We start from the raw sequence: 25,968 nt of genomic DNA, 5'->3' as shown, positions 1-25,968 counted from the left end.
AAGGGAGAAGAAACATAAGCCATGTGGCTTTGTTTCTGGATGATGTTGCTATCGCCTGATCCTGCATACTCGACCTTTAACTAACTGTATTGATTGGGAGTAAATAACTGCTTTATACCTATCGGAATAAATATTCACTGATCATCCATAATCAGGTGGTGAAAGGTTACAGTTTTTAGTTAATAAATGGAATACTTTGCGGTGTTTAATGTGTATTTATTCACTTTTATTCTGTCAAATGGCATGTTTGCAGTTAGTTGCATTCAGGCTGTGATGACAAGATATGCATTGTGTTAACTAATAAAAAACGTGGGATAGAGTCGTGGTCGGGGGAATGAGAAAGGAAAGCTATAAGGTGTGAATAGAGCAGGAGGCAGCTACCTCCTGATTTTCCTCTATAGCTTGAAAACCTTGTTGCATTTCCTGCAACGATAGATGGCTTTATAGATCAAACGTTGCCAGAAAGTCCTTTTGACGCGCTCGACCTGGGTGCAGCGGCATTCCATTGGAGATTTACCTGTCGCGAATTAATGTGTCTACAGGATCTCATTGGCTGGTTGAATGGGTGGTGAGGGAGATATTCATCCTAGGTTAATGGAACCTAGGTATGGCAGCAGCTGATAACAGAGATAGCCGCCGGGTACAAAAAACTGGTTAGATGCGCCACCGATGAGGCATCTAACCAGCTTGGTAGGTTAGTCCGCTGAGGACTTTTCTATAGACCAGCAGAAGTTGCTACTAGCCTGTAGTTACTTAGCGCATGGTAACGAACTCTTCCGACCCTGTTGGGTGGATAGCCACGACGCTGTCGAAGTCTGCTTTGGTTGCACCCATCTTCATCGCCACACCAAAGCCCTGGATCATCTCGTCAACGGTATAGCCGATGCCGTGAAGGCCAACAACTTTCTCGTCAGGACCGGCACATACCAGTTTCATCTTACATGGCTGGCGGTGTGAGGTTACAGCTGTATACATGGCGGTGAAACCGGACTGGTAGACTTTGATATTGTCCTCACCGTACTCGGCAATAGCTTCAGGCTCCGTCAGGCCGATGGTGCCGATTGGCGGGTGGCTGAAGACCACTGTCGGTACAAGCTTGTAGTCCATCTTGGCGTTGGTCTTGCCGTTGAACAGGCGTTCGGACAGCTGGCGACCGGCTTTAACCGCTACCGGGGTCAGCTCGATACCGCCTTCCATGATATCGCCGACACAGTAGATACCGTCGATATTGGTCTGCTGGTACTCATCAACCTTGATGTAGCCGCGGCTATTGGTCTCGACACCGGTCGCGGCCAGGTTGATTTTGTCCGTAGTCGGGTTGCGGCCGATAGCCCAGATCAGGATATCAGTATTGTGAGATTCGCCGTTTTCGAAGTGTAGCGTGACAGAGCCGTCTGCTTCTTTCACCACTTCTTTCGGAATTGAGTGGGTGTGCAGGGTCGGACCTTCCGCATCCATCACTTCAACCAGCGTATTGATGATCATCGGGTCAAAGCTGCGTAGCGGAGACTCCTTACGGACGAACAGGTGGGTGTCGGTGCCTAGTGCGCTCAGTACGCCGGCGATTTCAACGGCGATGTAGCCTGCGCCGATCACGGCACTACGCTTTGGTTGCTCGTTCAGCTCAAAGAAGCCGTTGGAGTCGATGCCGTGCTCGGCACCCGGTACGTTAGGAATGGTTGGTTCGCCGCCGACGGCAATCAGGATGTGATCGGCCGTATAGTGCTCACCGTTTACCTCGATGGTCTTCTGATCAACAAAGCGGGCAAAACCATTGATCACTTCAATCTTGTTGTTGCCAAGCACATTATCGTATGCGGTATGAATGCGGCTGATATACGCCTCGCGGCTTTCTACCAGTTTGCTCCAGTCGAATTTTTTGACATCGACATCGAAGCCGTAATCTTTGGCGTACAGGTGCATGGCTTCGGCAATTTGCGCGCCATGCCACATGACTTTCTTCGGTACACAGCCGACGTTTACACAGGTACCGCCCAACGCTTTGGCTTCGATCAGCGCGACCTTGGCGCCATGCATTGCTGCGCGGTTTGCTGATGCAATACCGCCGCTGCCGCCACCGATACAAATGTAATCAAAATGCTTTGCCATGACTTTCTCCGCTTAATTCTACGATTTATTAGCTAAACCTAGTGTAATCAAGAACGCAGGGAGTTACGAGAGGGGAGGTTCGAGAAAGTCGGGCTGGATAGTAATAACTGATGGCGGGAAAGAATAAAGGCGGGCTGATCCCCGCCTGTTATCACCGTTTCCGGAGCCGGTTATTCCGGTACGACCCACTGCACGGTGTGGTGGCCACGGCTTGGCGCAATAGCCTGCTGTAGCCAGGGCAGAATGGCTTGCATCTGGCTTTCCAGTTTCCACGGCGGGTTGATGACAATCATCCCGGAGGCGGTCATGCCGCGTTCGGTGGTATCCGGCTCGACGCCCAGCTCGATTTGCAGGATCTTGCGTATACCTAGTTTTTCAAGGCCTTGCAGCATCTTATCGATATTTTCGCGATAGACAACCGGGTACCAGATGGCATAGGTACCGGTCGCCCAGCGCTTGTAGCTTTCAGCTATTGCGTTGACGACATCCATGTACTCGTGCTTGAGCTCGTAAGGTGGGTCAATCAGCACGACACCGCGGCGCTCTTTTGGCGGTAGGCTGGCCTTGAGTCGCTGGAAGCCGTCTTCCTTGTAGATTTTGACCTGGCGATCGCTGCGAAACTCCTGCAACAGCAGCGGGAAGTCTGTCGGGTGCAGCTCGGTCAGTACCATGCGGTCCTGCTGGCGGAGCTGCGCACGGGCAACGCGCGGCGAGCCCGGGTAGTAGCGCAGGTCATCGCTGTCATTCAACACCTTGATCGCGTCAAGGTAGGATTGGATTTCTGCCGGGATATCATCACGTGACCAAAGACGGGCAATGCCTTGTCTGAACTCACCAGTTTTCTCGCTGCGTTCATCCTGCAGATCATAGCGGCCGACGCCCGAGTGGGTATCGTGATAGACAAATGGCTTATCCTTTTGCTTCAGGGCATCGAGGATCAGACTTTGTACGATGTGTTTGACCACGTCGGCATGGTTGCCGGCATGGAAACTGTGGCGATAGCTCAGCATGAATGAGATCTCTACAGGTAGTCAGTGTTGGGATAGGGGGCATATTATGGCGGATTGTTGGCGAATATCCAGAAAGCGGTGAGATCTTTAGTCGTACAGGCTGTTAATTACACGTTAAAATGAAAGGATAAGCGCGATCACAAACCGCGATTAAGGGATTGAATTTACAAGCCCGAAGACACATCTAATAAGGGATAGAAGAATTAAGGATTAGCGCATGTCGAACCCATTATTAACCATGACGGACCTGCCTCCGTTCTCCCAGATCAAGCCTGAACATATCAAGCCCGCTGTTGAGCAGGCTATCGCCGACTGCCGTGCCCATGTCGAGTCGGTACTGGCAAATGAAGCAGCGCCAAGCTGGGAGACGATTTGCGCCCCGCTGGCCGAAACCGATGATCGTCTGAGCCGGATCTGGTCGCCAATTGGCCATCTGAATGCCGTGAAAAATAGCAACGAACTGCGCGAGGCGTATGAGAGTTGCCTGCCGATTCTGTCCGACTACGGTACCTGGGTGGGTCAGCACAAAGGTCTGTATGAAGCGTATAAGGCCATCAAAGCCGATGAGAGCTTTGACCAGCTGACGCAGGCGCAGCAAAAATCCATCACAGATGCCTTAAGAGAGTTCGAACTGTCGGGTATCGGCCTGCCGGCGGCCGACCAGCACCGCTATGGCGAGATCAGCAAGCGCCTGTCGGAACTGGCCTCGACCTTCAGCAACAATGTGCTTGATGCCACAATGGGCTGGAGCAAACTGGTGACTGATGTCGACGAGCTCGGCGGGCTGCCGGAGTCTGCACTGCAGGCAGCCCAGGCGGCAGCCGAGGCGAAAGATCAGAAAGGCTATTTGTTTACCCTGGAAATTCCGTCTTACCTGCCGGTGATGACCTACTGTGAGAACCGCGAGCTGCGTCAGGAAATGTATGAGGCGTTTGTGACCCGCGCTTCTGATCGTGGCCCGAATGCCGGCAAGTGGGATAATAGCGAGATCATTGCGGAGAAGCTGAAGCTGAGCCATGAGTTGGCGCGACTGCTGGGCTTTAGCACCTATAGCGAGAAATCACTTGCGACCAAGATGGCGGAAACACCGGATCAGGTCCTGGGTTTCTTGAATGACCTGGCAACCCGCGCCAAGCCGCAGGGTGAGCGTGAAGTCGCCGAGCTGCGTGACTACGCCGCCGCTGAGTTTGGTGCCGAAACGCTGGAACCTTGGGATTTCGCCTATTATGCCGAGCAGCTGAAACAGCATCGCTACAGCATTTCAGATGAGCAGCTACGTCCGTATTTCCCTGAGCACAAGGTGGTCTCGGGCCTGTTCGAGGTCCTGAAGCGTGTCTTCGGCATGGATGTAAAACCGCGTGACGGCGTGGATGTCTGGGATGATAGCGTGGCCTTCTACGATATCTTCGATGGGTCGGGCGAGCTGCGTGGCAGCTTCTATCTGGATCTCTATGCCCGCGAGCACAAACGTGGCGGAGCGTGGATGGACGAGTGCATTGTCCGCCGTACCTGTACCGACGGCAGCCTGCAAAAGCCGGTGGCCTACCTGACCTGTAACTTCAACAAGCCGATTGGCGACAAGCCAGCCTTGTTTACCCATGACGAGGTAGTCACCCTGTTCCACGAGACGGGCCATGGTATTCACCATATGCTGACCCAGGTCGATGCGCCTGCTGTATCCGGTATCAACGGCGTGCCGTGGGATGCGGTTGAGCTGCCAAGTCAGTTCCTGGAAAACTGGTGCTGGGAAGAAGAAGCGCTGGCCTTTATCTCCGGTCATTATGAGAGCGGCGAGCCTCTGCCGAAAGAGCTGCTGGACAAGATGCTGGAAGCTAAAAACTTCCAGTCGGCAATGGGCATCCTGCGCCAGCTGGAGTTCGGCCTGTTCGATTTTACCCTGTATACCAACTACGATCCGGAAGTCGGTGCTCAGGTGCTGGATACTCTTGCAGATATCAAATCACGGGTATCGGTTGTGCCAAGTCCGGAATGGGGCCGCTTCCCGAACAGCTTTAGCCATATCTTTGCCGGTGGCTACAGCGCCGGGTACTACAGCTACCTATGGGCTGAGGTGTTGTCGTCTGATGCCTACTCGCGCTTCGAGGAAGAGGGGATTTTCAACACCGAGACCGGTGCCGATTTCCTTGACTGTATTCTCGAGCGTGGCGGCAGCGAGGAGCCAATGGCATTGTTCAAGCGCTTCCGTGGTCGGGAGCCGAAGATTGATGCTTTACTCCGTCATTCTGGCATCACCGGATAATAAATAAAAAAGGCTCCCTGGGGAGCCTTTTTTGATCGAACGGTTTGTTGCTGTGTGGTTTTACTCGCTTTCGTCAATAACCAGCGGCCAGCCCATGTCTGTCTGGCGAACCGCTTCTTGCTGTAACTCTGCCTTGGTCAGCGGGTTGGTGCCGAGCCAACGTGCAGGCAGAGTCAGGGTCAATGTGTTGTCATCGACGGCCAGGGTAAACGGTGGCTGGTGGTTATGGTCGCGACGGTGACACAGGATCACGGCCAGACGTAGCAGGCGCAGGATCCGTGCAGCACTTTGGGCCGAGAGGGCATGCTGTTCCGGTAAACTGGTAAGTTGTTCACGGAAGCGGCGTAGCAGCTCGGCGATCAGGTGCTTCTGGGCGCGGGTAAAACCGGGTAGATCGATGTTGTTGATGAGGTAGGCGGCGTGGTCACCACTTTTCTTGAACTCGATACTGGTACCAATCTCGTGCAGGGTGGCACTGGCATTGAGCAGGTATTTGGCCTGTGGCTCTAGCTGCCATGCCTGCTCGCAGCTGCCAAGGAGCGATAGGGCTATATGAGCAACGGCATCGGCATGCTGGCTATCGAGCTGGAAGCGTGACTGAAGGCTCAATAAGGTGCGTTCACGAACATCATGATGGCGCATCTGGCTCATCATCTCGTAAACCATACCTTCACGCAGGGCACCGCCGGCCAGGGTCATCGACTGGATATTCAGTGACTCGAAAATCGCTATCAGGATTGACAGACCGCTAGGGAACACCAGGGCGCGCTCCAGGGTCAGTCCTTCGATATCTAGATCTTCCAGGCGTTCGTATTGCATGGCCTGACGCTGCATACGCTTGAGTTTCTGCAGGGTGATGATTTCATCCATCCCCTGGGCCAGCATGATTTCCTGCAGTGCCTGAACGGTACCGCTGGCCCCGACACAGGTGTCCCAGCCTAGCTCGTGGTAGGACTCGACGATTGGCTCAATCGCCTGTTTTGCCGCGTTGATTGCCGCGTCGAAGTTTTCTGCCGTCAGGTAACGATCTTTGAAGTAGCGCTCTAGCCAGGTAACACAGCCGATCTTCAGGCTGGTTAGGGCACTGGCGTCAAAACCTTCACCGATAATAACCTCGGTGCTGGCACCGCCGATATCAACTACCAGGCGTTTGCCGCACCCGCCTGAGGTGTGGGCGACCCCCTGGTAGATAATCCTGGCTTCTTCCTCACCGGGAATGATTTCGATGCTATGGCCAAGAATATCTTTGGCCTGAGAAAGAAAAGTATCTGAGTTTATGGCCGTACGCAGCGCAGCTGTGCCGACGATGCGGATGTTGTCGTCGGGGATGTCCTGCAGTCTTTCTGCAAACAGGCTCAGGCAGTCCCATCCGCGCTGCATGGCTTCTTCACTCAGCTCGTTCTGGCTGTTGAGACCTGCAGCGAGGCGGACCTTGCGCTTGATCTTGGCCAGTGTCTGCACACTGCCGGTGACTTCCCGCACAATCCACATATGAAAACTGTTCGACCCCAAATCTATCGCGGCGTACAGAGGTGATACTGTTCTTTCCATAGACATATCTTACTGTTGTTTTTGGTGCTGCGGGCGGCGACGGTTACGTTGGCGCGACTGGCCCTGACGAGATGAATTATTGCGACGGTTTCCGCCCTGGCGTGGTGAACGCGGGATGCTTACCGGCGCTGGCAAATCGTCCAGCAGGGCATCGCCATCGTATTTGGATAGCGGGATCGCATGCTCGATATAGGTCTCGATAGCCGGCAGGTTAATCGCATATTGCTCACAGGCAAAGCTGATTGAGTGACCGCTGGCACCGGCACGGCCTGTACGGCCAATACGGTGGACATAATCTTCTGCATCGTCAGGCAGATCGTAGTTGAATACGTGCGTTACCTGAGGGATATGAAGGCCTCGGGCGGCGACATCGGTTGCAACCAGGATATCCACTTCACCCTGGGTGAACTGCTCCAGAATACGGACACGTTTTTTCTGCGGTACATCGCCGGTCAGCAGGCCTACGCGGTGCTTGTCGGCTGCCAGATGCGCCCAGATATCTTCACAGCGGTGTTTGGTGTTGGCAAAAATGATGGCACGATCTGGCCACTCTTCTTCAATCAGGGTCTGTAGCAGACACATTTTGTCCTGATTTGACGGATAGAACAGTTCTTCCTGAATTCGGTGTCCTGTCTTTTGCTCTGGCTCGACAATCACGCTTTCAGGATTGTTCATATGCTCAAACGCCAGCTCTTTTACCCGGTATGACAAGGTAGCCGAGAACAGCATGTTCAGGCGTGCCTTTGGTGCCGGCATACGACGGAACAAGAAGCGAATGTCTTTGATAAAGCCCAGATCGAACATACGGTCGGCTTCGTCAAGTACAACAACCTGAATCGAGCGCAGATCAATCACGCGCTGTTTGTAGAAATCGATGATACGGCCACAGGTACCGATCAGGATATCCACACCGGCTTCCAGTGTTTTTTGCTGCTTTTCGTACGCTTCACCGCCATAGGCAAGACCGGCTTTCAGGCCAGTGCTTTCAAGCAACGGTTTGGCATCGTTGTAAATCTGGATTGCCAGTTCGCGTGTAGGTGCCATAATGATGGCACGGGGATGGTTGGTTTTGCGATCCTCCGCTGCCGGGTTTAGCAGCAAGTAGTTAAAAGTCGCAGTCAGGAAGGCCAGGGTTTTCCCTGTACCAGTCTGAGCCTGACCTGCAATGTCTCGGCCGGTGAGCACTACCGGCAATGCCAGCGCCTGGATCGGCGTACAATTATGGAAACCTTTGGCTTCCAATCCTTGTAAAACCTGAGGGGCTAACCCCAGGTCGGCAAATTTCTGCTCTGTGATGTGAGTCGTCTTCATTCGTATAGAATATCAGCTTAGGGTTGCAATACGAAACGGATTCCATTCAAATAGAGCATCGATTTGCTGGTTAAAATGAAATCAGCCAACAAAATCAACCATTGGAGTGGAAGATGAGCGACAAGATTGTGCAGCTGACAGACGCAAGTTTTGATAACGACGTGATTAACGCTGCGGGCCCTGTATTAGTCGATTTTTGGGCAGAATGGTGTGGCCCTTGTAAAATGATTGCCCCAATTCTTGACGAAATCGCGGACGAATACGAAGGCAAGCTGACGATCGGTAAACTGAATATCGATCAGAATGCTGGTACGCCGCCTAAATTTGGTATCCGCGGTATTCCGACACTGCTGCTGTTTAAAGACGGCGGTGTGGCAGCTACCAAGGTAGGTGCGCTATCGAAGAGCCAGCTTAAAGAGTTCCTGGACGCGAATCTGTAAGCAGCTTCTTGCCCGAACCGTGCGCAATTTCTCGGTTGTGCATGGTTTGACTTCCGACTATGCTAGACGGATGGCGTGTTTAGTGCTAACTTATTGCACGTAAATTGTATATTTGTTCATTCCTTGACCAGCCCCATTGGTCAACACTATCTCAACTAACATAGAACCCCGATTTTGACTGACAAGAAACCCACCACTATGAATCTTACAGAACTGAAAAACCAACCTATTTCGAAGTTGGTTGCGCTTGGCGAAAGCTTAGGGTTAGAAAACCTGGCGCGTTTGAGAAAACAAGACATCATCTTTTCTATTCTCAAGCAGCACGCAAAAAGTGGTGAGGACATTTTTGGCGATGGTGTTCTAGAGATCCTTCAAGATGGCTTCGGCTTCCTTCGCTCTGCAGACAGCTCTTACCTTGCCGGCCCTGACGACATCTACGTATCTCCTAGCCAAATCCGCCGATTCAACCTACGTACTGGTGATACCATTGCCGGGAAGATCCGTCCTCCGAAAGATGGCGAGCGTTATTTTGCCCTGCTGAAAGTCAACGAAGTTAACCACGACAAGCCTGACAATGCCCGTAACAAGATCCTGTTTGAAAACCTGACTCCGCTGCATGCCAATGATCGTATGCGTATGGAACGTGGTAACGGTTCGACGGAAGATATTACGGCCCGTGTTCTTGATCTGGCGTCACCAATCGGTAAAGGTCAGCGTGGTCTCATCGTGGCACCGCCTAAAGCGGGTAAAACCATGTTGTTGCAGAACATTGCCCAGAGCATTGCCTACAACCACCCTGAGTGTGAGCTGATGGTACTGCTAATCGACGAACGTCCGGAAGAAGTGACCGAGATGCAGCGTCTGGTTAAGGGTGAAGTGGTTGCCTCTACGTTCGATGAGCCGGCATCTCGCCACGTACAAGTGGCAGAAATGGTTATCGAGAAGGCGAAGCGTCTGGTTGAACACAAGAAAGACGTGGTTATCCTACTTGACTCGATTACCCGTCTGGCGCGTGCCTACAACACAGTGGTGCCTTCATCTGGTAAGGTACTGACAGGTGGTGTTGATGCAAACGCCCTGCATCGTCCTAAGCGCTTCTTCGGTGCAGCACGTAACGTTGAGGAAGGCGGCAGCCTGACTATCATCGCAACCGCGCTGGTTGATACCGGTTCTAAGATGGATGAAGTTATCTACGAAGAGTTCAAGGGTACAGGTAACATGGAATTGCACCTGTCACGTAAGATTGCCGAGAAGCGTGTCTTCCCTGCGATTGACTTCAACCGCTCTGGCACCCGTCGTGAAGAGCTACTGGCGAAAGCGGATGAGCTACAGAAGATGTGGATCCTGCGTAAGATTGTTCACCCGATGAGTGAAACAGACAGCATGGAATTCTTGATCGACAAACTGTCGATGACCAAGACCAACGACGAGTTCTTTGACGCGATGCGCCGTCAGAAGTAATAATTTAGCTGCCTAACTCACAGTTTTCTGAAACGCCACCTTGTGTGGCGTTTTTTATTGGGCAGAGATCCTGCATAATCCTATCAAACAGTATTCGATTACATTTCATTGTGGATGCTGATCACTGTATTGAGGTACTGTAGGCGCTGGCTTCGCAGCTGATTGTGCACCAGGAAGGTGAGCAGGCTGCAGCGCCTAGCAAGGAATGCGTTCTTCACCGTGAGGAGGTGACATGCGACAAGGATGGTGCATGCTGTTGTTACTTCTGGCGAGCGGCCTGAAACCTGCCGCCGCCGTTGAAGTTTCGAAGCAGGAAGTGAAACAGGTGGCTGCTTCGCCCCAGGTACAAACCCGGGTAGCGGCCCTGACAACCCTCTATGACCGGAGTGACTTTCGCGCTCTGGAGTTTAATCTTTCCCAACTGGCCCTGCTGCAGCAGGAGGCGGTGCGTGCCCAGCTGGTGCAGCATGCGCTCGATAGCGGCGAGCTGGATCAGGCAAAGGCCACCTGGCTCCAGGCGCAGGCTGAGCGAAAGCCTGCCTTTACCGTGGTTGAGCAGGGTGATGGCTACCTTGTTACCCAGTCAGCCTTTCATTATGGTGCCCAGGCTCGTAGCCTGGTGATGGAGTGGCAGCAGATCTTACTGGCGCAGGAGATGGTTCGTGATGCCGAGTCTGGCGACTTGGTATTGTCTAACTGGCTGACCGGGGATTTGCGCAGCCAGAAGAAACGCCGGGATCTCTTTCTGAAACACCTTCCGGAGCTTTCCGAGCAAGCGGTCGCGCAGTTGGTGAGTCAGTTTACCTCTGACAGCAAGCTGATGTGGCTGCCGGATAATGGGGTTATCGCCCGGTTGGCGGCGGTTTCCGGTGACGAGCAAATGTATCACCTGTTATGGCTTCGCCGAACGGACCGATATAGCCTGGCAGAGGTGAACCGGCTGGCCGATTTGGCTCCTGCACCGGCCGCGGTTAAGCAATTGATGGCCGCAACGATGAACCCTTCCCTGAAGCCTGTCGCCTACAAAGCCCTCGTGACTCTCAAACCTCTGCCGGTTGAGGCCAGGGAGTTTCTGCGAGAGAAGCTGGATGAAGTGGATGACGGCGAGATGGTGGCTTATGAGCTGGCTCAGCAAGGTTACGTGCAGTGGCTGGAAAAACTGGCTTCTGACAGCCGCAACCAAGTGGTCAAAAACAACTTCAAGGCAGCGATGGCGAAATTGCCCTGATACCCCAGTTCACTGATTTTCCAGTGTGTTCAAGTTAACAACTCGTTATAATGTTGCCACTTTAATTGCAGATCCCGGCTGGTAAGGTGACCAGATCGGGATTTGATGCCTTTTGGATAGTGGATAGCATTGAGCCTATGAAATTCAAAGATCTGCGAGACTATATTGCGTATCTGGAGCAAATCGGCCAGCTGAAGCGAATTAAGCAGCCTGTCGATCCGGATCAGGAAATCACAGAAATTTGTGACCGTACGCTACGTGCCGGCGGTCCGGCCTTGCTGTTTGAAAACCCGGTTGGCTATAGCATGCCGGTATTGGGCAACCTGTTCGGCACCCCCGGGCGGGTGGCGATGGGAATGGGCCGGCAGGATGTCAAAGAGCTGCGTGAAGTCGGCAAGTTGCTGGCCTACCTGAAAGAGCCTGAGCCGCCACGCGGATTTCGTGATGCCATCGATAAGCTTCCTGTGTTCAGGCAAGTGTTGAATATGCCGGCCAAACGGCTACGCAAAGCGCCTTGCCAGCAGGTGGTTTGGGAAGGCGATGCAGTGGATCTGGATAAAATTCCTGTGATGAGCTGCTGGCCGGGTGACGTTGCCCCGTTACTGACCTGGGGGCTGACGGTGACCCGGGGGCCGAACAAGAAACGCCAGAACCTGGGGATTTACCGCCAGCAAAAGCTGGGCAAGAACAAGATCATCATGCGCTGGCTGGCCCATCGTGGCGGGGCGCTGGATCTGCGTGACTGGATGGAAGCGCACCCCGGTAAGCCTTTCCCGGTATCCGTGGCCTTCGGGGCTGATCCGGCTACCATTCTGGGCGCGGTGACCCCGGTACCTGATACCTTGTCTGAGTACGCCTTTGCCGGCTTGCTGCGGGGCAGCAAAACAGAAGTGGTGAAAAGCATCAGCAATGATCTGGAAGTGCCGGCCAGTGCCGAGATTGTGCTGGAAGGCTACATCGATCCTGATGAATTTGCCGATGAGGGGCCGTATGGCGATCACACCGGTTACTACAACGAGGTCGAGCGTCACCACGTGTTCACGATCACGCACGTTACAATGCGTAATGACCCTATTTACCACAGTACCTATACCGGTCGTCCGCCCGACGAGCCCGCGGTACTGGGGGTGGCACTGAACGAAGTGTTTGTGCCTATCTTGCAAAAGCAGTTCCCGGAAATTGTTGATTTCTACCTGCCACCGGAAGGGTGTTCATACCGGATGGCGGTCGTTACCATGAAGAAGCAGTACCCGGGGCATGCCAAACGGGTGATGATGGGTGTGTGGTCGTTCCTGCGCCAGTTCATGTATACCAAGTTTGTGATTGTCTGCGACGAGGATGTCAACGCCCGGGATTGGAGCAGTGTGATTCAGGCGATGACGACCCGTATGGAGCCGGCGCGTGATACGGTGATGATCGAGCATACTCCGATCGACTCGCTGGACTTTGCCTCGCCGGTAGTCGGTCTCGGCTCGAAAATGGGACTGGATGCCACCATCAAATGGGAGGCCGAAGCGGCTAACTCGTCTGCAGAACAGCGTCCGTTTGATGGCAGTTTCGATATCGAAGCGGGTATCACCGCTTTAATGCAGGAGTATCCTGAGATCGTCGATGTCTATCTGCCGCCGGAAGCCGATGTCAGCAAAATGGCTATCGTGAGTCTTCGCAAAGAGACGGCCGGTCAGGCCCTGCGAGTTATGGATGGTGTCTGGGCATTGTTGGAAAAGTTTACCGATCCCCGCTTCGTGATAGCCTGCGATGATGATGTCAATGTTCGTGATTGGAATGATGTCATCTGGGCGGTCACGACCCGGATGGATCCAAGCCGTGATACTTTGCTTATCGACAGCGTGCCTTCAGGCTCGAGAATGGGGATGGATGCCACCAATAAGCTGCCGGACGAGACGGATCGCGAGTGGGGGACCTCTATCAGCAAAGACCCGGAAATCGTTGCCAGAGTCGATGCTATCTGGGATGAGCTGGGTATTCTGAAATAACCCAAGAAAATGAGTGGCTAGCGGGAGTTAGCCGCTTTGAGAGTAATAATATGCACCAAGTACGCCTGTTGCCTCATGATATTACGTTTACTGCCGATGAGCGGGAAACTGTCTTGCAGGCTGCGCTCAACGCAGGTGTCGCTTTTCCTAACCGGTGTCAGGTCGGGGCATGTGCCATGTGTCTGTGTCGCAAGCTATCTGGCGAGATAAGTTACCAGCTTGAGCCTATGCTTACTGAGAAAGAGCAAGCCGAAGGTTGGATCTTTACCTGTCAGGCCACAGCCAAAAGTGACTTGGTATTAGAGTTAGACTAGAGGAAAACAATGTCTATTAAATGTGAAGTAAAGTCAGTTGAATCGCTCGCGTGCAATACCTACCGTATTCTGCTTCAGCCAGAGCAAAAACTTGAATTCAAAGCGGGTCAGTACCTGTTGGCCGTGATGGGCGAGAAAGACAAGCGTCCGTTTTCTATTGCCAGCAGCCCGTGCCGTGAGGGCGAACTGGAACTGCATATTGGCGCTGCCGAGCATAACCCGTATGCGATTGAAGTGGTTGATGCGATGAAGGCTGCGCTTGAAAATGGCCAATCCTTCGAGATTGAAGCCCCGCATGGCGAGGCCTGGGTACGCGAAGACAGCGACAAGCCGTTGTTGATGATTGCCGGTGGTACCGGATTCTCTTACGTGCGCAGTATTCTGGATAACTGCCTGAGCCGCGGTGTGAGTCAGCCAATTTTCGTCTACTGGGGCGGCCGTGATGCCTGTCAGCTGTATGCACATGATGAGCTTGAGGCGCTGGCTAAGGAACACAGCAACCTGACGTATGTGCCTGTGGTCGAAACTGCCCCGGAGAACTGGCAGGGCAAGGTAGGCAATGTGCTGGAAGCGGTCGACAATGACTTTATCAGCCTGTCGGCTTACGACATCTACCTGTGTGGTCGCTTTGAGATGGCCGGAGCTGCGCGAGAGCAGTTTACGGCAGAGAAAGGCGCCGAGCGCGATCGTATGTTTGCCGACGCGTTTGCCTTTATCTAACGCCAGGGCAAAATCCCGTCACAAGAAAGGCGAGACAGGTGTCTCGCCTTTTTAGTGGGTGTTACTTAAATCGAGGCGCTGAATACGGGCGCTAGATCCTCGCCAGTTCAACCTTACGTTTTACCCAGGTCTCGTTGACCCACAATGAGGCCATGATAATGAGCCCGCCGATGATCAGGCGCGGGTAGTCGACATCGCGGTTCCAGATGACGATATTGACGATAAGCCCGGCCGGAACTAGCGCATTGTTCATAATCGCCAGGGCACCGGCATTGACCAGGGTGGCGCCCTTGTTCCAGATGAAATAGCCCAGACCGGACGCGATGATACCCAGGTAGACAAGAATGCCCCACTGGGTGTTGGTGGTCGGCAGCTTGTCGAGGTTGCCAAACAACAGGAACATCGGTAGGGCAACGCAAATTGCCCCGAGGTAGAACTGCCCGAATACGGTATGTTGCGGCAGTTCGGCCTTTTCCTGCTCCATGGTGCGCTTGTAGCCGACCTGACCGATGGCAAAACACAGATTGGCGCCCTGTACGATGAAAAAGCCGATAATGAAGTTCTCATTAATCCCTTCAAACTTGATGACTGCTGCGCCCAAAACGGCAATAGCGGCGGTGATCAGGTACCAGGCTGAGAATTGTCGGTGCAGCAGATCGTAGATCAGGGTGACATAAATAGGGGTAAAGATGGTAAACAGCAGGACTTCTGGCACGCTGAGGTACAGGAAGGACTGGTAGTAGAAGCAGTACATCAATCCGAGCTGGAAGGCTCCGACAACCATCAGCTTGACGGCCAGTTTAGGGTGGAGGTGCTTCTTGCGCAGAAAAGGTAAAAAGACCAGTGCCGCAAAGGCCACTCGGGTCAACACGGAAAACCAGGCATCAACCTGGCCAGCTAGGTAAACGCCGATCAGGCTAAAGGAAAATGCCCACAGCAGGGTGATAGCAGATAGATATCCCATATGAATAAGTAACGAAGTTTCATTGAATAATGCCGGTAGTGTAACTGATTGCCGCGGAATGAAATATCGCCAATTTGTGTGGGATTAGGTCCGGAGTGCCCACACGTCGTGAGCACTCGGGTAAAAGAGAGGGAACGATGGCGATTATTTTAGCGGTACCATCAGCAAATCGACCGGGGTGTGGTTGATCAGCTGCTTGGCAGAAGACAGTATCTTGCTCCAGAAATCCTGATGGTGGCCGCACACCACCAACTCTACGTCGATATCATTGATGGCGTGGCAAATTTCGTCGCTCAGATCGCCGCTGCCGACCAGAGTATGGGAGACCGGATAATTGGCCTTGGTTGCCAGGGACTGCAGTTGTTTCTGGGCGTCGTCGGCCATGCGGTGCTGGGCCTCGGACAGGTTGATATCAATCAGCCCGGTATAGAGCTCGGCATAGTTCACATCAATGTGGATAAGGGATAGTTTGGCATCAAGTGACTTGGCTAACTGGGCAGCCTTGCTTATCAGTGTGTAGCTGTCATCTGAGAGGTCGATTGCGACCAGAATATGTTTGTACGCCATACAGTGAACTCCTTATCATATGTTTTTTTCCATGCTAGCACTGAGTATAACGGAAAAATATCGGCCAGATCCCATCCTGATAGGCCTGGAAGCAAGGTGAGCGCGATAAATGGATTCCTTTGAGTTGCATTCTCAATTATGCATTGTGACAATGGGTTATCGGCGATTTCAAACCGATCGATGAGATTGGTATACACTAGAATAGATAGGAGTAGTGCGATGTTAGCTCACGCTATGGTTGAAAAACTTAATGAGCAAATCAACTTGGAGTTCTTTTCCTCTAACCTCTACCTGCAGATGAGTGCCTGGTGTGAGGATAAGGGCTTTGAAGGTGCGGCTGAGTTTCTGCGCGCCCATGCTGTCGAAGAAATGGAACATATGCAGCGTCTATTCACTTACGTGAGTGAAACGGGTGCCATGCCAATCCTGGGTGCGATTGAAGCGCCTAAGCACGAGTTCTCATCGCTGGGAGATGTATTCCGCGAAACCTATGAGCACGAGCAGCTAATCACTGACAAAATTAACAAACTCGCTCATGTCGCGTTTACGACCCAGGACTACTCTACCTTTAACTTCTTGCAGTGGTATGTTGCAGAACAACACGAAGAAGAGAAACTGTTTAAAGGTATTCTGGATAAGATTGAGCTGGTGGGTGAAGACGGTAAGGCATTGTTCTTCATCGATAAAGATCTTGCCGCGATGGCAAAAGCTGAGTCTACATCGGTAATGGATACTCAGGCTGGCTAACAATGGCCGAGGGCGTGCCTGACACGCCCTTTAATCGCCCGGCCGGCATCTGAGTAAAGTTGTTCGGGGGTTGTTATGATTATCAGTGGTGATGCACTTTTATTCGCTCTCTTTTTGGTCGCAGTCGTCAATGTATCTCGCTATATCAGTACGCTACGTACTTTGCTGGCAGTGATGCGCGAGTGTGATCCTCTTCTCTACCAACAGGTAGACGGCCGGGGTTTTTTCTCATCCCAAGGCAATGTCACCAAGCAAATTCGCCTGTTTCACTATATACGCAGCCAGCAATATCAGAATCATCATGATCCGGTATTTATGGAAAAATGCGTCAAAGTCCGCAAGCTGTTTATTCTGGCAAGTACCTATCTGATGGTATTTTTTATTGCCATTTTCGTGGTGGCCTACCTGGGGATCTAGCCGCCGCGTAAGCCCATGACACCACTCTGCAGTCCTGATGACGCGGAGGGGGGGAGCTGTACGACATATATTCAATTTGGTATTCAGTACCGGGGTAGGTAGAATAGCCCCCGGTTTTGAGGGATGCAGGCTGCTTGGCTCCGGCATCCCTTTTTCATTGCTCTGCAGAAACAGCAAAGCGGAATAACAGGTGAGTAAAGAGCGGTACTGAAATGGCAGACAAGTTTGATGTGGTGGTGATAGGGGCTGGCGCTGCAGGACTGATGTGCGCAGCGGAGGCCGGAAAGCGCGGTCGCTCGGTGCTGGTGGTAGATCATGGCAAGAAGCCGGGACGGAAGATCCTGATCTCCGGCGGTGGCCGCTGTAACTTTACCAACTACGATGTTGCTGCCAACAACTATGTTTGCCGTAACCCCCACTTTGTGAAGTCGGCGTTGTCGCAATATACCCAGTGGGACTTTATCGCTATGGTGGCCAAACACGAGATTGCCTATGAAGAGCGCGATCACGGCCAGTTATTCTGCGAAGACTCCGCCAAGGATATCGTCAACATGCTTCTGGCAGAGTGTGACCAACCGACAATTGAACAGCGTTACCGTTGCGATGTCCATGATATTGCCAGGACAGATACGGGCTTCAGCCTTAAGCTAAATACGACATTGGTAGAGTGCGAGTCGCTGGTGATTGCCACCGGCGGCTTGTCGATGCCCAAATTAGGTGCGACGCCGTTCGGCTACCAGGTGGCCGAACAGTTTGGTCTTAAGATGGTGCCGACAACCGCCGGGTTGGTGCCGTTCACTCTGCATAAGGAAGAAAAGGAAGCCTACGCAGAGCTGTCGGGAATTGCGCTCCCGGCGGTGGTCGAGGCCGAAGACGGAACCACCTTCAAAGAAAACCTGCTGTTTACTCACCGCGGCTTGTCTGGTCCGGTGATCCTGCAAATTTCCTCATACTGGACACCGGGACAAAAGGTGACGGTCGACTTACTGCCGGATCTGGACCTGGCTGATACCCTGGCTGCGATGCGCGAGAAGCACCCGAACCAGAGCCTGAAGAATTCACTGTCCCGCCTGATGCCAAAGCGCCTGATTGAGGTGCTGATTGAACGCGGGGATATTCAGGACAAGCCGCTCAAGCAGTTCAACCCGAAAGAAATTGCTACGATGGCCGCCTATTTCCACCAGTGGCAAATCGCACCGAACGGCACCGAAGGCTACCGTACTGCCGAAGTGACGCTCGGCGGGGTCGATACCGATGAGCTGTCGTCAAAGACCATGGAGGCCAAGCAGGTACCCGGGCTGTATTTTGTCGGCGAGGTGATGGACGTCAGCGGCTGGCTCGGCGGTTATAACTTCCAATGGGCATGGAGCTCGGGCTTTGTTGCCGGCCAGTATGCCTGATTAAGGGATATTGCTTTTCTTATCAACGGCGCACTTGCGCCGTTTTTTATGTTGGTATTTTTCGTTACCGGTAATTGTTCATTGCGCTGTCGGTGCCAGTCCTCGCCATAAAATCTGAAATGCGCCTTCCTGGTAGTCGGGTTGGCTGGCGAAGTCCGGGCGTTCGGCAAACAGGTTGGCGGTTGCCAGAAAGTGGCTGTGGCAGAAATTGAGTACCAGCTCCAGCGGCAGTGGTGCCAGTTGTTGTAGGGCTTGTGCTTGCTTAACCTGTTCAATCAAAAAGCCCATGGATACGGCCATGAGTTCCTGATGCAGGCTGATCTCAAACGCCGGGTCATGGGCGACTTGCTGCATGAATTGCAGTTTGTCGGGGTTGTCCTGTGCCCATTGCTGGGCTTGTTGCCAGAAATGCCGGGCCTGCGCCTGAATATCATCATGGTGGTGCTGGGGCTGCATGGCCTGGCCGAGCTCAGTTTTGATGTTGCTATAGAGGGTAATGATTAGGGCCTGCTTACTGGCAAAGTGGTGAAACAAGGTACCGGTAGCCACATTGGCCTGCTTGGCAATACTGGCGGTCGAGGTTGCCTGGATGCCGTTGCGGACAAATAGACTCAGGGCGGCGTCGAGAATGTTCTGCTGTTTGGTTTTGGTCATACTGGGTTTGGCTTCTAAATTCAGCGTTTAGCTAATTATTGTCTGTCACTGTATCAAGGATAGACCCGACCACCCACCTGAGGTGGCCGGAAGGAAGAGGGTTAGCGCAGGAAGAAGGCCAGCATCAGCTTTTGAATCCAGCCGCCGTAGGGAGGAGTGGCGAGCTTGGTGGTGGTGAACTTGCCGCGGCTAAGTACTGTCTTGGCCTTGGAGAAGGTCAGGAACCCTTCCTTGCCGTGATAATGCCCCATGCCTGACGGGCCGATACCGCCGAAGGGCGCATCATCCGCGCCGACATGCAGCACTGAGTCATTGATACACATACCGCCGGAGTGGGTGGTGGTTTTGACCTCGTTTTGCAGCTCGGCATCGAAACTCATCAGATACAGTGCCAGCGGGCGAGGGCGCTGGCGAATGTAGTCCAGTGCCTGGCTGACTTTCTGGTACGGGATCACCGGTAGCAGGGGACCAAAGATTTCTTCCTGCATTAAGGTCATGTCGTCTGTGGTGTTGAGCAGCAAATGGGTGATCATCCGGTGCTGCTGATCATCTCGGACCTGGTTATGGCAGGGGATCACCTTAGCTCCCTGCGCCTTGGCCTCGTCCAGCCATTGGCTGAGGCGCTCATACTGCCGGGTGTTTACCACCGAGGTGAAGTCCTGGCTGGCCACGCCCTGCGGGTACATTTTGCCAAACTGTTTTAGGTACTCGGCAACAAAGTTATCCACTTTTTCCTCAGGGACCAGCACATAGTCAGGGGCAACGCAGATCTGTCCGGCGTTGAGGCTTTTGCCGTAAATCATTCGCTCGACAGCCAGTTCCAGCGGCATATCCGGGGCGATCAGGGCCGGTGTCTTACCGCCCAGCTCCAGGGTTACCGGAGTCAGATTATCGGCTGCAGCGTGCATGACATGGCGTCCGACTGTGGTGGAGCCGGTAAAGAGCAGGTGATCAAACGGTAGAGCGGTAAAGGCGGCAGCGGTATCGGCCTCGCCTTCGAAGACGGCGACTTCATCGTGGCTGAAGGTTTCTGACAGCAGGTCTCGCAAGACCTTGTTGGTGTTCGGGGTGAACTCACTCAATTTGAGCATAGCTCGGTTGCCGGCCGCCAACGCGGTGATCAGCGGACCGAGGCTCAGCATGACCGGAAAGTTCCACGGCACCACTATTCCGACGACACCCAGGGGCTGATAAATGACCTCGACCTTGGCCGGGGCCAGCATCAGGCCGCTATGACGGCGGGAGGGCTTCATCCATTTCTTCAGGTGCTTGATTGTGTAGTTGATATTGGTCACGCACGGCAGGATATCGGCCATCAGGCTGTCGTGAGTACTGCGCTGGCCGTAGTCCTGGCTGAGCGCCTCGCACAGCGGTGTTTTTGCGTTAAGCAGGGCACTTTTCAGTGCGTTAAGTTTATCGAGGCGCTGCTGGAGAGACGGCATGGGATCGGCCAGGAATTTGTCTCGCTGAGACTGTAAGGTTTTTTCCATTACGGCACTATCAATATGGTGCGTGTTGATCTCTTCGATTGCTGTCATTGCCCCTCTCCCTTTGCTTTGGCTGGTCGAAATCTCGATTCTTACTAAAACCGACTAGTCAGTCGGTTTTAGTATAGTCGAAGAATCTGAACCGCGCATAACTGGGCATAATTGTCGTTTGCCGGTGTTTGGGAGACTGGCAATTTGATTAGGATTGTTTGGTATGGCCGCTTTTATCGGCATGAAAAGTGTCGATAAAAGCTTGAAAATAGTCGTTTAACTGTACGGCCTGTTCCGCTTCGCCAAGCATTTCTAGCAAGGCGATGCCGGCTTCGCAGGTACAGAGGTTACCTGCCTGCTGGTTACGGCGGAGCTGGTAGGCGGAAGCCGATGACGGGTTGAGGCTCAGGCGCGGTAGCTGAGCCAGCCACGGGCTTTTCCTTACCATCTTTCTTGCTTCCTGCCAGGTGGCATCAAGCAGGATGAACAGGGGCTGTTTGTCTGGTTCGGATTGGTAGACTGTAGCCGGGTGTTTTTCGTCACAGGGAAATAGCAACCACGGCTGGTTGCCTGATGCACGGATCTCATCAAGCAGTGCGGCGGGCGGGTTAACCCTGTCCCAGGTGTAGCGCTGACTGTCAGGCAGAGTACGGAGCATAAGCTCGCCGGTATTGGTATCCTTGCCAAGCTCCTTGGGGTGGGTCAGCAGTATAAAGCGGGCCTTGCTGCTTAGTCGGGGTTCTGTATGGCAGATACAGTTATGCTGAAAGCCGCAGCGGGAACAGGACATAGAGAGTACTCGTGGTTGTTTTGGCTGGCGGGAGTGTGACATATCTCCGCCAGCCAAAACAACTATTCGTGCATCCTTTATACCTGAACCAGCTATTGCCTCTCCAGGCTTAACCCGTCACCGCCCAGGCTATAGGTCTGGCCGTTGACGGTCTCTTCCTTGACCGTGATCCGGTTGTCGTCAAGGGTAAAGACACGCTCGCTGATCAGGCGGCGTCCCTGGTGCTGGGTCATGACCACTTGTACGGTATTGTCACTGGCTTGTTGCCAGAATCCGCTTTCATTGAGGCTAGGCTCACCAGACGGGTAGTCATAGCGGGTGGTCGCCGAGTGATCAGGGTTGAGGGTGACGGTGGTGGTCAGAATCGGCGTCTTGTCGATGTATGATGTTCCCTGATAGCGACCGGACCAGTGCTGGGTTATATCGGTTGCCCCTAGTGTAGCGCAGCCTTTGTAGTTGCTGCCTTGCCAGTTTAGCGTGGCCTGCCAGCCAAACAACGAGTCGCTCATAGTGTCGTTGCACTGGCCCTTCGTTATGGTCAGCGAGAAGCCCTTGCCCTGATAATGCTGCCTGCCGGCAACAATTTCCTTACTGGTAATAACTTGTTGCTGGCGCTGCTGGCCGGGGCGGATCAGGTTGGCCTTGTCGCCGTCTAGTTCGACCACCCAGCCCGGCTCGTTACCGAAGGCCCGAGTTGCATGCGGGGGACGCTGGCAGCCGCTGCGCATTTCGGCCGAGAGCAGATTTACTTGCTTGACCTGAAAGCGGCCGTCATAGGCGGCGGCAAAGCCTTCTTCGGGAGCAGGCTCCAGATAGCCGATAAATTCCCCGTACATAGGCTCGTAGCCAGGGCGGGTGATTTGGGCTATCGCCTGGCGATCGGCTATTGGTGTATTGAGCCAGTATTGCTGGCTGCTATCACAAGGCTGGATGCTGTTAGACTCATGGCCCAGTACCACATTGCCCCTGAGCATAAAGGCCTGCACCTTTCCTTGCTCGGTGCCGGCTGCCGTAGGACTGGTGTCAGGTGTTATTTCTACCGGCCCGGAGGTTGATGAGGGCGATGAGGTGGTGCAGCCAGCGAGTGCTGCCAATAGTGCTGTCGCAGGTAAAGCCTGTCTCAAGTGTGTCATTCGATTCCCTCGGTATGTTAGGCTGAGCAGTCGTAAAGTCATTATATCGCCGCAGGGACACCCGACTTATCCGTATTGGATTTGGGTGCCAGCGCAGCACTATAACTATAACGAGAACGATTATGGCCAATTGGTTATTCAAAACAGAGCCGGATACATTTTCGATAGACACCCTGAAGCAGCAAAAAGTTTCCTGCTGGGAAGGTGTTCGTAACTATCAGGCCCGTAATATGATGCGGGACGAGATTAAAATCGGCGATCAGGTGTTTATCTACCATTCATCGTGCAAGGATGTCGGGGTCGTCGGTATTGCGACCGTGGTCAGGGAGGCCTACCCGGATCATTTCCAGTTTGATCCGGAGGGGCCGTATTACGATCCCAAGTCTGATCCTGATAACCCGCGCTGGGTTATGGTTGATATAGAATACCAGCGCCACCTGCGCCTGGTGTCGCTCAAGCGGATGAAGGCCAATCCGTTACTGGCTGAGATGCCGCTGGTCAAACGCGGTAACCGCCTGAGTATTATGCCGGTGACTGACGCGCAGTGGCAGGAAATTCTGCAGATGACGGGGCAGTTTTAGAGCGGGTGGTAAGAGTAAGGGTGTCATAACAACAGGCTGACTGTTATAGGCAGCCTGTTGGATTGCTGCCTGGGTTACAGCAGGTTGTTGGCCAGGTAGTGGGCGACAGCCTCTTCGCTGCAAGGGCCGATAATTTCATGGTCCGGCAGGGCCTGCTTGACCCTGTCATGCGCCGTTTCCATGATTACCCCTTTGCCGGCCATGCTGAGCATTTCGACATCGTTCATCCCGTCACCAAAGGCGAGGCAGTCTTTTAGCTCGTAGCCTTTCTCTTTCGCCACCGCTTCAAGAGCATGCCCTTTCGATACATTGGCATCCATCACTTCCAGGCACCATGGCGTCGAAAAGACGACGTTGGTCTGCTGGCCGAAAGCGGCGTTGAAGCGCTCCTCCCACTTCACCATTTTGTCGTGATCCTGGTCGTCGCGGATAAAGAAGACCTTGGCGACGCCTTCTAGCGGCGGGTTGTCGACGTCAAATAGCTGGTACTGGAATGTCTCGTGAAAATCTTTCAGGTATTCGCAGTCGGTATTTAGAAGCCAGTCATCGTTGCGGTAGATATGGATGTTCAGCTCGGGATCCTGCTTCGCCATGGCAACAATATCGCGGACTACACTCGGCTCCAGATCCTGTTTGTAAATGACTTCACCTTGGCAGTTATGCACCCGGGCACCATTGGAGGTGATCATATATGCCGGGATCCCCAGCTGTTCGCGCATATCGGCGACATCGATGTGATGGCGGCCTGTGGCAAAGATGAAGGCTTTATCCTGATGGTGAAGCTGGTTTAGGACATCTTTGGTAAAAGGGGCAATTTTGTGCTCGGGGGTGAGTAAGGTACCGTCTAGATCTGAAGCAACTATCTTATACATGGAAACTCTCGGAACAATGAATAGGACTCTCACCACCCCTGGGGATAGGGAGTAATAAGATTCATATTAAACCAGATCGCCTGCGAAAAAAGGGGTTAATTTATCCTACAATTTCTTCCGCCTTCCAAAAATGATTGATAATTGCCGCAAGAACGGGGTGACGGTATTTGTCTACCTCGAACAGGAGTTCGTGGCGAGCCCCTTCGATGACTGTTAGCTGGCAGGAGCGGTTGGCTTGCTGCATCGCCTGGCAAAACAGGTTGTGCGCCTGGTTATCGACAATATTATCGTCGCTTCCCTGCAACAGCAGGATAGGGGCGGTGATGTTTGGGGCCTGCTCGATGCACTGCTTGGCAGCTGCGATCCCCTGCCAGACCCAGCGGGCACTCGGTCCGCCGATTTTGAGCTCGGGTTTTTGCTCATACAGATCGCGAAACCACTGATAGCGGATCTGGCTTTGGCAAAGCGGGTTGTCGGCAAATGGTTTGGGATAATACGGCACCTGGCCGGGAGCGTAGTCAGGCTGGCGCTGAAGTTGCTCGACAACACGGGCCAGCGGTGAGGCGATGGGCTTCATCCAATTGTTGATATTGATCCCGTGCATCGGGGCACTGAGTACCGCGCTGTCTATCAGAGAGGGGTATTTGGCCATGAACAGGCTGCCGATGGTGCCGCCCATTGAGTGGGCCAGCATAAAGTGTTGCTGGTAGCCTTTGGGGGCGATAACGGTATCAAAGAAGGTTTTGAGATCGCTGACGTAGTGGTCAAATTCCTCGATATGCCCAAGCTCGGTGTCTTCGGCCAAGCGGTCTGAGACGCCCTGGCCGCGATGATCCAGGGCAAAAACATCATAGCCTTGTTGCACCAGATCATAAAAAAGCTCCTGGTATTTCCAGTAGCTTTCTATCCGGCCGTTGACCACGATAATGGCTTTGTCATGGTTAAACCCAGTGAGGCTGACCCAGCCGACATTAAGTTGATCAATGCCCTCAAACATGCCCTCTAGCCGGTGCTGCCAGAGCTCGGCAACGGGACCTGCCATGGTATCGCTAAACTGAGATTCCTGTGAAAAATTAAAGTAGTGCGGTGGTTGAACAGTCATGGCTTTTCTCAGCGTAATGAAAATAAAAATAAGGCGTTGCGTGCGGTCAGGCGCTAAGGCTTATGGCAAATCTAAGTTCAGTATAACGTAAAGTGGTCGCTTTCTATAAGCGAGTGCGAGTTGCTTTAGTGATTGAACTACTGTTAACTTGTAGCCGTTTTATGCATTAGAGAAGAATAATGCCTGATTAGCTGGGCAATTATTTTGCATAATAGGCGTTTCACAGGGTAGGGAGAGCAAGAGTGAGTATCGAAGTTTGGTTGGCTTATCTGGCGACAGCGATTGTATTTAGTTTGGCGCCGGGCTCAGGTACGGTCAACTCGATCAGCAACGGGATGGTTTACGGCTGGCGCAAGTCACTGGCTTCTATCTTGGGGCTGCAGGCCGGTTTGGCGTTTCATCTTTTGCTGGTCGGTGTGGGGCTGGGTGCTATTGTAGCCAAGTCTGCGACGGCATTTACCCTTATTAAATGGGTAGGTGTGGTTTACCTGATCTGGCTCGGCATTCAGAAATGGCGTGAGAGGGCGTCGCTGAACGTCGAGGCGAATGTTGTCCAGGTCTCGGCCTGGCAGTTGTTTCGTCAGGCTGTGATGGTGAATTTGACCAATCCCAAAACGATCGTATTTCTGGTGGCCTTGTTTCCTCAATTCCTGAATCCGGCTGAGCCGCAATTGCTGCAATTGACGGTGCTGGGGATCACGACGTTGGTCATTGATACCGTTGTGATGTTGTTTTACGTCACCTTGGCGTCAAAGCTCACTACGTATATTCGCTCGGCCAAAGTGATGGGCGGATTAAATCGTCTGTTTGGTTCGATGTTTATTGGCTGTGGTGCCCTGCTCGCAACGGCCAAAGCTTGACT

Annotated in this window: 24 protein-coding genes; 12 read left to right on the top strand and 12 right to left on the bottom strand. The window is 53.2% G+C overall.

The genetic code is table 11. From position 1 onward, the window contains the following. Positions 1 to 753: 753 nt before the first annotated feature. The gene (gorA, locus tag MHN01_RS00955; protein ID WP_239409622.1) at positions 754 to 2,109 is read right to left on the bottom strand and encodes a glutathione-disulfide reductase; all 1,356 of its coding nucleotides are present in this window, start codon (positions 2,107 to 2,109) and stop codon (positions 754 to 756) included. 170 nt (positions 2,110 to 2,279) lie between these two features. Then, positions 2,280 to 3,119, bottom strand: a complete 840-nt coding sequence (locus MHN01_RS00950) for a 23S rRNA (adenine(2030)-N(6))-methyltransferase RlmJ (protein ID WP_239409621.1) — start codon at positions 3,117 to 3,119, stop codon at positions 2,280 to 2,282. 217 nt (positions 3,120 to 3,336) lie between these two features. Here MHN01_RS00950 and prlC point away from each other — a divergent pair, with 217 nt between their 5' ends. Next, a complete protein-coding gene (gene prlC / locus MHN01_RS00945; RefSeq protein WP_239409620.1) occupies positions 3,337 to 5,379 on the top strand; it encodes an oligopeptidase A in 2,043 nt (680 codons plus the stop codon). A 60-nt stretch (positions 5,380 to 5,439) separates the two neighbouring features. On the opposite strand, the gene gppA is transcribed toward prlC, so the two are convergent. Both gppA and rhlB read right to left on the bottom strand, forming a co-directional pair. Then, entirely contained in the window at positions 5,440 to 6,930 is a 1,491-nt protein-coding gene (gene gppA / locus MHN01_RS00940) for a guanosine-5'-triphosphate,3'-diphosphate diphosphatase (protein ID WP_239409619.1), read from the bottom strand. 9 nt (positions 6,931 to 6,939) lie between these two features. Further along, positions 6,940 to 8,241 carry an ATP-dependent RNA helicase RhlB gene (gene rhlB, locus MHN01_RS00935; RefSeq protein WP_239409618.1) on the bottom strand — a complete coding sequence of 434 codons (1,302 nt, stop codon included), beginning with the start codon at positions 8,239 to 8,241 and terminating at the stop codon, positions 6,940 to 6,942. A 113-nt stretch (positions 8,242 to 8,354) separates the two neighbouring features. Between rhlB and trxA the strand changes: the two genes are divergently transcribed. The 6 genes from trxA to fre all read left to right on the top strand — a co-directional run bounded on the left by trxA (position 8,355) and on the right by fre (position 14,401). Continuing rightward, on the top strand, positions 8,355 to 8,681 hold the full coding sequence (gene trxA / locus MHN01_RS00930; RefSeq protein ID WP_075763279.1) for a thioredoxin TrxA: 327 nt from the start codon (positions 8,355 to 8,357) through the stop codon (positions 8,679 to 8,681). 198 nt (positions 8,682 to 8,879) lie between these two features. Then, positions 8,880 to 10,142, top strand: a complete 1,263-nt coding sequence (gene rho, locus MHN01_RS00925; RefSeq protein ID WP_075763278.1) for a transcription termination factor Rho — start codon at positions 8,880 to 8,882, stop codon at positions 10,140 to 10,142. A gap of 232 nt (positions 10,143 to 10,374) precedes the next feature. Further along, a complete protein-coding gene (locus MHN01_RS00920) occupies positions 10,375 to 11,370 on the top strand; it encodes a hypothetical protein (RefSeq protein WP_239409617.1) in 996 nt (331 codons plus the stop codon). A 137-nt stretch (positions 11,371 to 11,507) separates the two neighbouring features. After that, positions 11,508 to 13,367, top strand: a complete 1,860-nt coding sequence (gene ubiD, locus MHN01_RS00915; RefSeq protein ID WP_239409616.1) for a 4-hydroxy-3-polyprenylbenzoate decarboxylase — start codon at positions 11,508 to 11,510, stop codon at positions 13,365 to 13,367. 50 nt (positions 13,368 to 13,417) lie between these two features. Then, positions 13,418 to 13,681 carry a 2Fe-2S iron-sulfur cluster-binding protein gene (locus tag MHN01_RS00910; RefSeq protein ID WP_075763276.1) on the top strand — a complete coding sequence of 88 codons (264 nt, stop codon included), beginning with the start codon at positions 13,418 to 13,420 and terminating at the stop codon, positions 13,679 to 13,681. Positions 13,682 to 13,690: 9 nt separating this feature from the next. Beyond that, on the top strand, positions 13,691 to 14,401 hold the full coding sequence (gene fre / locus MHN01_RS00905; protein ID WP_239409615.1) for an NAD(P)H-flavin reductase: 711 nt from the start codon (positions 13,691 to 13,693) through the stop codon (positions 14,399 to 14,401). Between the two features lie 91 nt (positions 14,402 to 14,492). On the opposite strand, the gene MHN01_RS00900 is transcribed toward fre, so the two are convergent. Together MHN01_RS00900 and MHN01_RS00895 are read right to left on the bottom strand one after the other, a co-directional pair. Next, positions 14,493 to 15,365, bottom strand: a complete 873-nt coding sequence (locus MHN01_RS00900) for a carboxylate/amino acid/amine transporter (protein ID WP_239409614.1) — start codon at positions 15,363 to 15,365, stop codon at positions 14,493 to 14,495. 144 nt (positions 15,366 to 15,509) lie between these two features. Beyond that, positions 15,510 to 15,932, bottom strand: a complete 423-nt coding sequence (locus MHN01_RS00895; protein ID WP_239409613.1) for a universal stress protein — start codon at positions 15,930 to 15,932, stop codon at positions 15,510 to 15,512. Between the two features lie 219 nt (positions 15,933 to 16,151). Between MHN01_RS00895 and ftnA the strand changes: the two genes are divergently transcribed. The 3 genes from ftnA to MHN01_RS00880 all read left to right on the top strand — a co-directional run bounded on the left by ftnA (position 16,152) and on the right by MHN01_RS00880 (position 18,496). Continuing rightward, a complete protein-coding gene (gene ftnA / locus MHN01_RS00890; RefSeq protein WP_075763272.1) occupies positions 16,152 to 16,679 on the top strand; it encodes a non-heme ferritin in 528 nt (175 codons plus the stop codon). 78 nt (positions 16,680 to 16,757) lie between these two features. After that, the gene (gene uspB, locus MHN01_RS00885; protein ID WP_239409627.1) at positions 16,758 to 17,096 is read left to right on the top strand and encodes a universal stress protein UspB; all 339 of its coding nucleotides are present in this window, start codon (positions 16,758 to 16,760) and stop codon (positions 17,094 to 17,096) included. 212 nt (positions 17,097 to 17,308) lie between these two features. Beyond that, positions 17,309 to 18,496, top strand: a complete 1,188-nt coding sequence (locus MHN01_RS00880; RefSeq protein ID WP_239409612.1) for an NAD(P)/FAD-dependent oxidoreductase — start codon at positions 17,309 to 17,311, stop codon at positions 18,494 to 18,496. A 78-nt stretch (positions 18,497 to 18,574) separates the two neighbouring features. Here the strand turns inward: MHN01_RS00880 and MHN01_RS00875 are convergent, their stop codons facing one another. From MHN01_RS00875 to MHN01_RS00860, 4 genes are all read right to left on the bottom strand, one after another. Next, complete coding sequence (locus tag MHN01_RS00875) at positions 18,575 to 19,150, bottom strand: TetR/AcrR family transcriptional regulator (protein WP_239409611.1); 576 nt, start codon at positions 19,148 to 19,150, stop codon at positions 18,575 to 18,577. 101 nt (positions 19,151 to 19,251) lie between these two features. Beyond that, positions 19,252 to 20,688 carry a coniferyl aldehyde dehydrogenase gene (locus MHN01_RS00870; protein ID WP_255724918.1) on the bottom strand — a complete coding sequence of 479 codons (1,437 nt, stop codon included), beginning with the start codon at positions 20,686 to 20,688 and terminating at the stop codon, positions 19,252 to 19,254. Between the two features lie 148 nt (positions 20,689 to 20,836). Next, the gene (locus tag MHN01_RS00865; RefSeq protein ID WP_239409610.1) at positions 20,837 to 21,418 is read right to left on the bottom strand and encodes a tRNA-uridine aminocarboxypropyltransferase; all 582 of its coding nucleotides are present in this window, start codon (positions 21,416 to 21,418) and stop codon (positions 20,837 to 20,839) included. 92 nt (positions 21,419 to 21,510) lie between these two features. Next, a complete protein-coding gene (locus MHN01_RS00860) occupies positions 21,511 to 22,551 on the bottom strand; it encodes a COG3650 family protein (protein WP_239409609.1) in 1,041 nt (346 codons plus the stop codon). A gap of 122 nt (positions 22,552 to 22,673) precedes the next feature. On the opposite strand from MHN01_RS00860, the gene MHN01_RS00855 reads away from it, so the two are divergent. Next, positions 22,674 to 23,132 (top strand): EVE domain-containing protein, encoded by a 459-nt coding sequence (locus MHN01_RS00855; RefSeq protein ID WP_239409608.1) that lies wholly within the window; start codon positions 22,674 to 22,676, stop codon positions 23,130 to 23,132. Positions 23,133 to 23,206: 74 nt separating this feature from the next. Here the strand turns inward: MHN01_RS00855 and MHN01_RS00850 are convergent, their stop codons facing one another. Both MHN01_RS00850 and MHN01_RS00845 read right to left on the bottom strand, forming a co-directional pair. After that, positions 23,207 to 24,004: a Cof-type HAD-IIB family hydrolase gene (locus MHN01_RS00850; RefSeq protein ID WP_239409607.1), complete on the bottom strand. Its 798-nt coding sequence runs from the start codon at positions 24,002 to 24,004 to the stop codon at positions 23,207 to 23,209. Positions 24,005 to 24,104: 100 nt separating this feature from the next. Beyond that, a complete protein-coding gene (locus tag MHN01_RS00845) occupies positions 24,105 to 25,106 on the bottom strand; it encodes an alpha/beta fold hydrolase (protein ID WP_239409606.1) in 1,002 nt (333 codons plus the stop codon). Positions 25,107 to 25,348: 242 nt separating this feature from the next. On the opposite strand from MHN01_RS00845, the gene rhtB reads away from it, so the two are divergent. Next, complete coding sequence (gene rhtB, locus MHN01_RS00840; protein WP_239409605.1) at positions 25,349 to 25,966, top strand: homoserine/homoserine lactone efflux protein; 618 nt, start codon at positions 25,349 to 25,351, stop codon at positions 25,964 to 25,966. The last annotated feature ends 2 nt before the right edge of the window (positions 25,967 to 25,968 follow it).

The sequence above is a fragment of the Photobacterium sp. OFAV2-7 genome, assembly GCF_022347985.1.
Classification (GTDB): domain Bacteria; phylum Pseudomonadota; class Gammaproteobacteria; order Enterobacterales; family Vibrionaceae; genus Photobacterium.
Note: the sequence above shows the minus strand (reverse complement) of the source record. Positions and strands in the feature narration are given on the sequence as shown.